The organism is Acinetobacter sp. UBA2063, from assembly GCF_002333245.1.
Lineage (GTDB): Bacteria > Pseudomonadota > Gammaproteobacteria > Pseudomonadales > Moraxellaceae > Acinetobacter > Acinetobacter parvus.
Genome location: NZ_DDAH01000104.1, coordinates 1 through 7,384, shown reverse-complemented (window position 1 = coordinate 7,384; position 7,384 = coordinate 1). Strand labels below are relative to the sequence as shown.

At 43.8% G+C, this 7,384-nt stretch carries 6 protein-coding genes; 1 reads left to right on the top strand and 5 read right to left on the bottom strand.

What is annotated here, in order from left to right:
• The 3 genes from B4H32_RS04690 to B4H32_RS04680 all read right to left on the bottom strand — a co-directional run.
• Nucleotides 1–860 (bottom strand): adenosine deaminase (locus tag B4H32_RS04690; RefSeq protein ID WP_286800417.1); only part of this gene is annotated, 860 nt, incomplete at its 3' end.
• A gap of 64 nt (nucleotides 861–924) precedes the next feature.
• Nucleotides 925–2,244: an NCS2 family permease gene (locus B4H32_RS04685; RefSeq protein WP_004682606.1), complete on the bottom strand. Its 1,320-nt coding sequence runs from the start codon at nucleotides 2,242–2,244 to the stop codon at nucleotides 925–927.
• A gap of 330 nt (nucleotides 2,245–2,574) precedes the next feature.
• Nucleotides 2,575–2,772, bottom strand: coding sequence for a hypothetical protein (locus B4H32_RS04680; RefSeq protein WP_004676958.1), 198 nt, complete (start codon nucleotides 2,770–2,772; stop codon nucleotides 2,575–2,577).
• Between the two features lie 637 nt (nucleotides 2,773–3,409).
• On the opposite strand from B4H32_RS04680, the gene B4H32_RS04675 reads away from it, so the two are divergent.
• Nucleotides 3,410–5,500 (top strand): TonB-dependent receptor plug domain-containing protein, encoded by a 2,091-nt coding sequence (locus tag B4H32_RS04675; protein ID WP_414630947.1) that lies wholly within the window; start codon nucleotides 3,410–3,412, stop codon nucleotides 5,498–5,500.
• 66 nt (nucleotides 5,501–5,566) lie between these two features.
• Here B4H32_RS04675 and B4H32_RS04670 read toward each other — a convergent pair whose 3' ends face one another.
• The gene (locus tag B4H32_RS04670) at nucleotides 5,567–7,036 is read right to left on the bottom strand and encodes a sulfite reductase subunit alpha (protein ID WP_004682608.1); all 1,470 of its coding nucleotides are present in this window, start codon (nucleotides 7,034–7,036) and stop codon (nucleotides 5,567–5,569) included.
• 9 nt (nucleotides 7,037–7,045) lie between these two features.
• A partial coding sequence (locus B4H32_RS04665; protein ID WP_286800414.1) for a PepSY-associated TM helix domain-containing protein occupies nucleotides 7,046–7,384 on the bottom strand: 339 nt, incomplete at its 5' end.

Sequence of the window (7,384 nt, the reverse complement as noted above, 5' to 3'; positions counted from 1 at the left end):
GTTTTACGGCTATTCGGATAAGATGGATCATCTGAATTGACTGTGACATGTACACCCTGCTGCAACAAACGGCGAATATTATGCTCTTTCATGTCATTCACCACACACAGCTTTAAGTTGCTGAGTGGACAAACCGTTAACGGCATTTTCTCTGCAATCAGGCGGGCCATGAGTTGCTTATCTTCCTCTGAGCGCACACCATGATCAATACGGTTCACTTTCAATAAATCCAGCGCTTCCCAGACATATTCAGGTGGCCCTTCTTCCCCTGCATGCGCCACAATCAGGAACCCTGCTTCACGGGCCTTGGCAAAGACACGTTCAAACTTCGCAGGTGGATGACCCACCTCACTTGAGTCCAGACCAACCGCAATAATTTCATCTTTGAATGGCAATGCCTGCTCAAGAGTTTCAAACGCTTTTTCTTCGCTTAAATGACGCAGGAAACACATGATCAGTTGAGAACTAATCCCCAGCTTTTGCTGTGCATCCTGACAGGCACGTTTTAAGCCCGCAATCACCGTGGCAAATTCCACCCCACGCTCAGTATGTGTTTGAGGATCGAAGAACATTTCAGTATGTACCACTTTATCTTCAGCACATTTCTCAAAGTACGCCCACGCAAGGTCATAAAAATCTTGCTCATGTACCAGTACATTGGCACCTGCGTAGTAGATATCCAAGAAAGACTGAAGATTATGGAAGTTATAGGCCTGCTTCACTTCTTCAACAGATTGATATGGAATCTGAATCTGGTTGCGTTGTGCAATGGCAAACATCAACTCTGGTTCAAATGTCCCTTCAATATGCACATGCAATTCAGCTTTTGGTAAAGCCTGTATCAGTTCAATTGCATTCATCATTTTTCTCCAAAGAAAAAAGGATGTCGCCAGCCATAACGACATCCTTTTATTGATTGATATGTTAACCGCCAAAGGCAATAAACTTAAATACCCAAAGTGCTGCAATAATCCAAACCATATAGGGAACGGTCTTTGCCTTGCCCGTGAATAATTTAACCAGCGCGTAGCTGATAAAGCCCATTGCGATACCATCTGCAATTGAGTAGGTAAATGGCATAAATACGATGGTTAAAAAGGCAGGAACCGCTTCGGTAATATCTTCCCAGTCAATATGGGTGATGCCCTGAATCATCAACACGCCAATGAACAGCAATGCAGGTGCCGTCGCAAAGCCAGGTACTGACTGCGCCAAGGGTGCCAAAAATAAACAGCCAATGAACAATAGGGCAACCACAACTGCTGTTAAACCTGTACGCCCACCTGCCGCAACTCCAGAAGCAGATTCAATATAAGGTGTGGTGGATGATGTACCCAAGGCCGCACCCGCAACAATTGCGGTTGAGTCTGCGAACAAGGCCTTTTTCAAACGCGGTAATTTTCCATCCTGCAACAAACCAGCACGATGTGACACGCCAACCAATGTTCCCGTACTGTCAAACAGGTCGACAATAAAGAATACAAAAATCACGCCTACCATACTTGCGGTGAACAGGCCCTCAAAATCCATTTGCATAAATGTCGGTGCAATGGATGGAACCTGTCCAACAACACCCTTGAACTCGTTTAGGCCCAAGGCTGTCGCAATTCCAGTAATCACCAGAATACTGATGATGATGGCACCACGCACCTTAAACTGATGCAAAACCACAATCATCAGGAAGCCAAACAGCGCAAGCAATACCGCTGGCTGCTTGATGTCACCCAAGCCAACCAGAGTCGCAGGGTTATCCACAATAATTCCTGCATTTTTAAGCGCAATCAAGGCAAGGAATAAACCGATACCGCCCCCGATGGCAAACTTTAGTGACATTGGAATGGCATTGACAATCGCTTCACGGATTTTAAAGAAGCTAATCGCTAAAAACACAATTCCCGAAACAAAGACCGCCGCAAGTGCGGTTTGCCACGGCACTCCCATTCCCAAGCAGACAGAATAGGTAAAATAGGCATTCAGGCCCATCCCAGGTGCAAGTGCAATTGGATAATTCGCAACAAGCCCCATAACCAAACAGCCGATTGCGGCAGCCAGACAGGTCGCAACAAACACGGCACCATGATCCATACCCGTTTCAGACAAGATAAGTGGGTTTACAATAATGATGTAACACATGGTCAAAAATGTGGTTACACCTGCTAGAACTTCGGTTCTAAAGCTGGTTTTATTTTCGCTCAGTTTAAATAAGCGTTCCAACAAACCAGCCGAAGCATGAGGCGTTGTCATAACATGGCACCTGTAAAATCCAAGATCGTAGAATTGAAATCTATACGCTTGTGTTGAAACATTTTTTCAATGGACACAAAACGGCATATCATGCGATATAGCAATCTATATGCCAGTTTCATACCTGTTACTAAAACAATCTATATAAAATTCGATTCCGCTATCAGAACGTAAAAAGCCGCATAACAAGATGCAGCTTTTTATTTAATGGTAAATATTTTAGCAGATTCCATAAAAAACTGGCGCATGGCCAGATAAAAAAGCACATGGATTCCTGAGTTCAAAAAACATCAGGCACCTCACCTGCCGCATCATCATAGAACTCTATCCTTAGTTAGGGTTTTTTGAGGAGGAAATATGGGTGGAATTTACATAATTAGTGTTATGCTGGATTGTATTCAAGCTATGTTCAGCATCATTCACAATTTTAGTAATTTCCTGGCGTTTCTTGTTTTTGGAATCTACATAGGAAGCATATCCTAAAATAAGGACTGAACAGACCATAACCAGTGCAAGTAATATCTTCATTGTTATTATCTCTATTGTATGGTTTTGTTTAATACCAATAAAAAGGAACAAAATGATAAATTTTTAACATTTAATAATGACAAAATAAAAACAAGTCACAATTATATGATCATTTAAATATTAATTTTGTACATTTTCCACCCACTTAGATACTAGAATATTCCATTTTTTAAATCAATGACTTTTTATATTATTCAATAAGGATAGATATAAAATATTTTTAAAAATTTACCAAAATTTTTATTTTTAAACACTTTATCAGGGCTTTAATTGATACAAAAAAGCATCTTTGTACAGGCGAAGATGCTGAACTTTTATTGGCAGAACCTACAGTTTTTTTAGAATTGATAGTTTAATCGAACCAGGAAACTACGTGGTGTCCGAGGCATGGACTCAGAACGCCAATATTGTCTGTTGCCGAGGTGGTTTAAAACGGCTAGAAGCACCCTTTATTCTTTTATGCCCTGTTACAACATCTACAGAGTTAAAGCCCTCTATGTGTCAGATGGCTCACTCTATTGTGCTTCCTCGTTAAATGAATAAAAAAATAATCTCAAATTCAAGCTATTACAGCACAGATATTCGATTTTTCTACACAATTTTACATTAGTCTATATTCAAAATAATTTGATCATCAATGTTTGGGGTAATTTTAATGAAGCATCCATTCCGCTATGGAAAGCTGACCGTACTCAGCTCGGCTTTACTCAGCCTAACTTCTTCAGTTTTAGCAAATGATGTTGAATCCACCACAGCGCCAGCCCCATCTCCTGCCGAACAGACAGCACAGGTGCTCCCTACACTGTCATTCAAGGCATCGGCGGAACCACAAAAACCAAAAGATGATGATATCAGTGCAGTACCTAAAACCATCATCACCCGTGATGAAATGCTCCAGTATGGCGACCAGACGGTTATGGATGCCTTGCGTCGTGCTGCTGGTTTCCAGTTACCAGGTGGCCCAGGCCCACGTGGCGGAAATGGTGCTTCTGGCATGCGTTTCCGTGGTGGTGGCGCACCGACATTCCTGATCAATGGTGAAGCTGTGCAAGGTGGTCCACGTGGTGGCATGTCCATTGTTGACACCATTACCCCCGACATGATTGAACGAATTGAGGTGGTCAAGCAGCCAAGTGTTGCACAGGCATCTGTAGCCTCTTCCGCAGTCATCAACATTATTTTAAAGGAACCGCTGGATACCCGTTTAAATGGTTCAGTAAAGCTCGGCTATGGTTTACGCGATAGTGGCAAGCAGGAAGCCGAACGCAAACAGGTCAGCGTACAAGCCGATGGTCGTGACAATCAGTGGATCTACAGCCTGTCTGCCAACCAGATGTGGAATGACACCACCTCCATTACCAAGATGGAAACAGCCGCAGGCACACGTGAACAGCTACGCACCACCAACCGTACCAGCCAAATGTTCTCCCCTCGTCTGCAATATGAACTGGATGACCAGCAAAAACTGATTGCTGAACTGTTTTATCGCAATAATAAAAGCACAGGGGTACGTGGCGACCAGATTCAGGATGATAAAAATGACAGTATTCGCCTGAATACACGTTATGAGCGCAAGGATAAAGACCTCAGTGACAAGGTTCGCTTAACAGTTGAACATCAGACTGAAACGCAATTGACTCGCTCTCCACTCAACAGCATTTATACTGATGAAACCGTGGACGAATATGGTTTGGCCTATGATGGTGTGCGTAAGTTTGACCAAACCCGCCAGATTAAGTTTGGGGTCAGTGCCAACAACAGTCAGTTGGGCAGCAATGTCAGCCAAAGTCTGGATGAACAACGCTATGCCCTCTACAGTGAGGGAAGCTGGCGCTTTACTGACCGCCAGACTGTCACCTTGGGTGCGCGTCAGGAATGGCTGGACCGTTCAGGTCTGGTGGATTATCAGGACCATCATTTAAGTCCTGTACTTGCCTATCGTTTTGACCTCACCAACCAATGGTCGATTCAAACCAATTTAAGTCAGGCGTTCCGCAGTCCAAATACTGATCGACTGATTCCAAACGTAACGGTTTCAACAGACAGCGATGCGGGTTCACTCAATAATCCTGACCGTGGGGGTAATCCAAACCTAAAACCTGAAAAGATCAAGGCATTTGAGTCAACCCTGGCATTTGATTCTGCCAGTGGTGGCGTGAACTTAACCGCCTATCACCGTGAAATCAAGGACTATATTGAACGGGTAATTGCCCTTGAGGGTAGCCGTTATGTTGAACGCCCACAAAACCAGAATGAAGCCACCACCTACGGTGTGGAGTTCTCTGGCCGTTATGCACTGAAACAGACTGAAGCTGGACATGCCTTTATGCTCAATGGGCAAGTCTCAACCGTACGTGCAACCATTGAAGATGCCCAGCACAATGACCGTCTGGTGAGTGATGTTGCACCTTATACCGCGAGTTCAGGCATTTCATACAGCTACAAGCCTTGGCAGCTTTCCACCAGCGTCAATGTTAATTACACGCCTGAATTTACCCGTGCCCTGGTTGGCCAGCCTTATAACCGTACCACCAACCAGCGTTTCAATGTGGACATTGCGGCAACCAAACGCTTTGCCAAAAACTGGTCAGCCAGCCTAAACCTGAACAACATTTTAAGCACTGACTATAAAGAGCGTTTAACCAACCAGTCTGATGGCAGCCTTTATCAGGCCCGTAACAACGAAGCCATTCCAAGTTTACAGTTTACAGTTGAAAAGAAATTTTAATCTGCCCCTTATACAAAAAGCCAGTAAGTTCACTTACTGGCTTTTTTTCTCGATCATTTTTTCTATTTAATAAACATCCCGTTGATAACGCAGCTCATGCTTCAACTGTTCCACCAGCTCATCACCTAGAATTTCTTTTAGGACTTGATCCACGCCACCAGCCATACCATTCAAGCTACCGCAAACATAAACTGCCGCACCTTGTTTGATCCATTGTTTTAAACGCGTAGACTGCTGTTTTAGAATATCCTGCACATAGATTTTTTCAGCCTGATCACGTGAGAACGCATAGTCAACATGCTGTAAAAAGCCATGCTGTTGCCAATACTGAATTTCCGCATGATATAAATGGTCAAACTGCCGCTGTCTTTCCCCAAAGATCAGCCAGTTTTGCCCATAGCCCCATTGTTCCCGTTGCTTTAAATGCGCAACCAGACCTGCAATCCCTGTCCCATTGCCAATCAGGATTAAAGGTTGTGGATGATGTTGTAGACGAAAGCTTGGGTTATCGCGTATATAAGCCTGAATAGGCTGGTTGTGCTGCAAACCTGCCGTCAACCAGCCAGAACCCAGTCCAAGACCTGTTTCCGTCTGTTGTTGTCTCACCACCAGCTCAATCAAGCCATTTTCAGGTAAGCTGGCAATTGAATACTCACGCTTGGGTAATCGATCAAAATGTTCTAGCCATGCGGCAAATGAATGATGTTCACGATTTGGCAATTGTCTTAAATTCAGTGTTTTTAATGCATCTATATCATTAAAATCATCCTGCTGATGCGCAACCAGAAACTGTTGAATCTCAGTGGCACTATTTTCACACTGAATTTCCAGAATATCGCCTGATGACCAAACCAGTTCCTGCTCAGCAACCAACTGAATCTTATAAATTGGTTCGCCAGCACTACCCACATTTAGACACTGACGATGGGCAAACTTGAGTTCAATAGTTTCCCGTTCATTGTCCAGTGCTGTCAGCCTCATTGCCGTCAACTGTTCCAGAGCTGTTAGCCATTGTTCCAGATCACGGCTATTGAGCTGATCTACCAGAACTGTGGAAAATAAAGGCTGGGCTTTTTGCTGTAAAAGCCATTGTTCAATGCTTTGCCCAAACTGGCAGAAGTTTGTATAGCGTTTATCACCTAACGCAAGGATTGCGAAAGACAAATGTGATAAATCTAAAGGCTGTGACAATATTTTATGCACAAAATGCTGGGCATCATCAGGTGCATCACCCTCACCATAGGTACTAACCACCCACAAAATCCGTTGATACTGGATCAAGTCAGTGGCTGTCAGTTTTTGAATGTTCTTGAGCGTGACCTGCTGATGAATAAGCTGTAATTGCTCAGTGGTATGCTTTGCCCAGGATTCAGCATGACCTGACTGGCTGGCATAAACCACTAAATAGGCATGATCATCCTGAACCTCTGACTTATTGCCATTACGTTGCTGCCATAACAGCCATACGATGATAAAAATATGCAGACTCAATAATATTGCGAGTATCACAATAATTGTCATGACAGCTTGAGTCATTGTTTCACCTTAGATGGCAGACCAAATAAGCAGAATGATTGCGAATAAACTGCATGCGGTTAACAGTAAATGTGTGACCAAACGCGTTTTAATGGTCAGGAAAAGGATATAACCTGCCAACGATAACAGGATGATGATGATGGCACTGACATCAATCAACCAGCTCCAGGCTGTACCTACATTTTTGCCACGGTGCAGATCATTGAGTAGGGATACTGTGGTTGCAGGTTTTTGCGTGATCTCAACCTCACCTGTATCGAGCAACGCCCACACATCGGTTGAGCCTGCTGGACTTTCCAGACGAATCATTACCTCACCATCCAGTATCTCACTACTCTTATAGCGACC

Coding starts and splice junctions, on each gene's coding strand:
- B4H32_RS04675 (WP_414630947.1), top strand. CDS start 3,410: ATGTTTGGGGTAATTTTAATGAAGCATCCATTCCGCTATGGAAAGCTG.
- B4H32_RS04680 (WP_004676958.1), bottom strand. CDS start 2,772: ATGAAGATATTACTTGCACTGGTTATGGTCTGTTCAGTCCTTATTTTA.
- B4H32_RS04685 (WP_004682606.1), bottom strand. CDS start 2,244: ATGACAACGCCTCATGCTTCGGCTGGTTTGTTGGAACGCTTATTTAAA.
- B4H32_RS04670 (WP_004682608.1), bottom strand. CDS start 7,036: ATGACTCAAGCTGTCATGACAATTATTGTGATACTCGCAATATTATTG.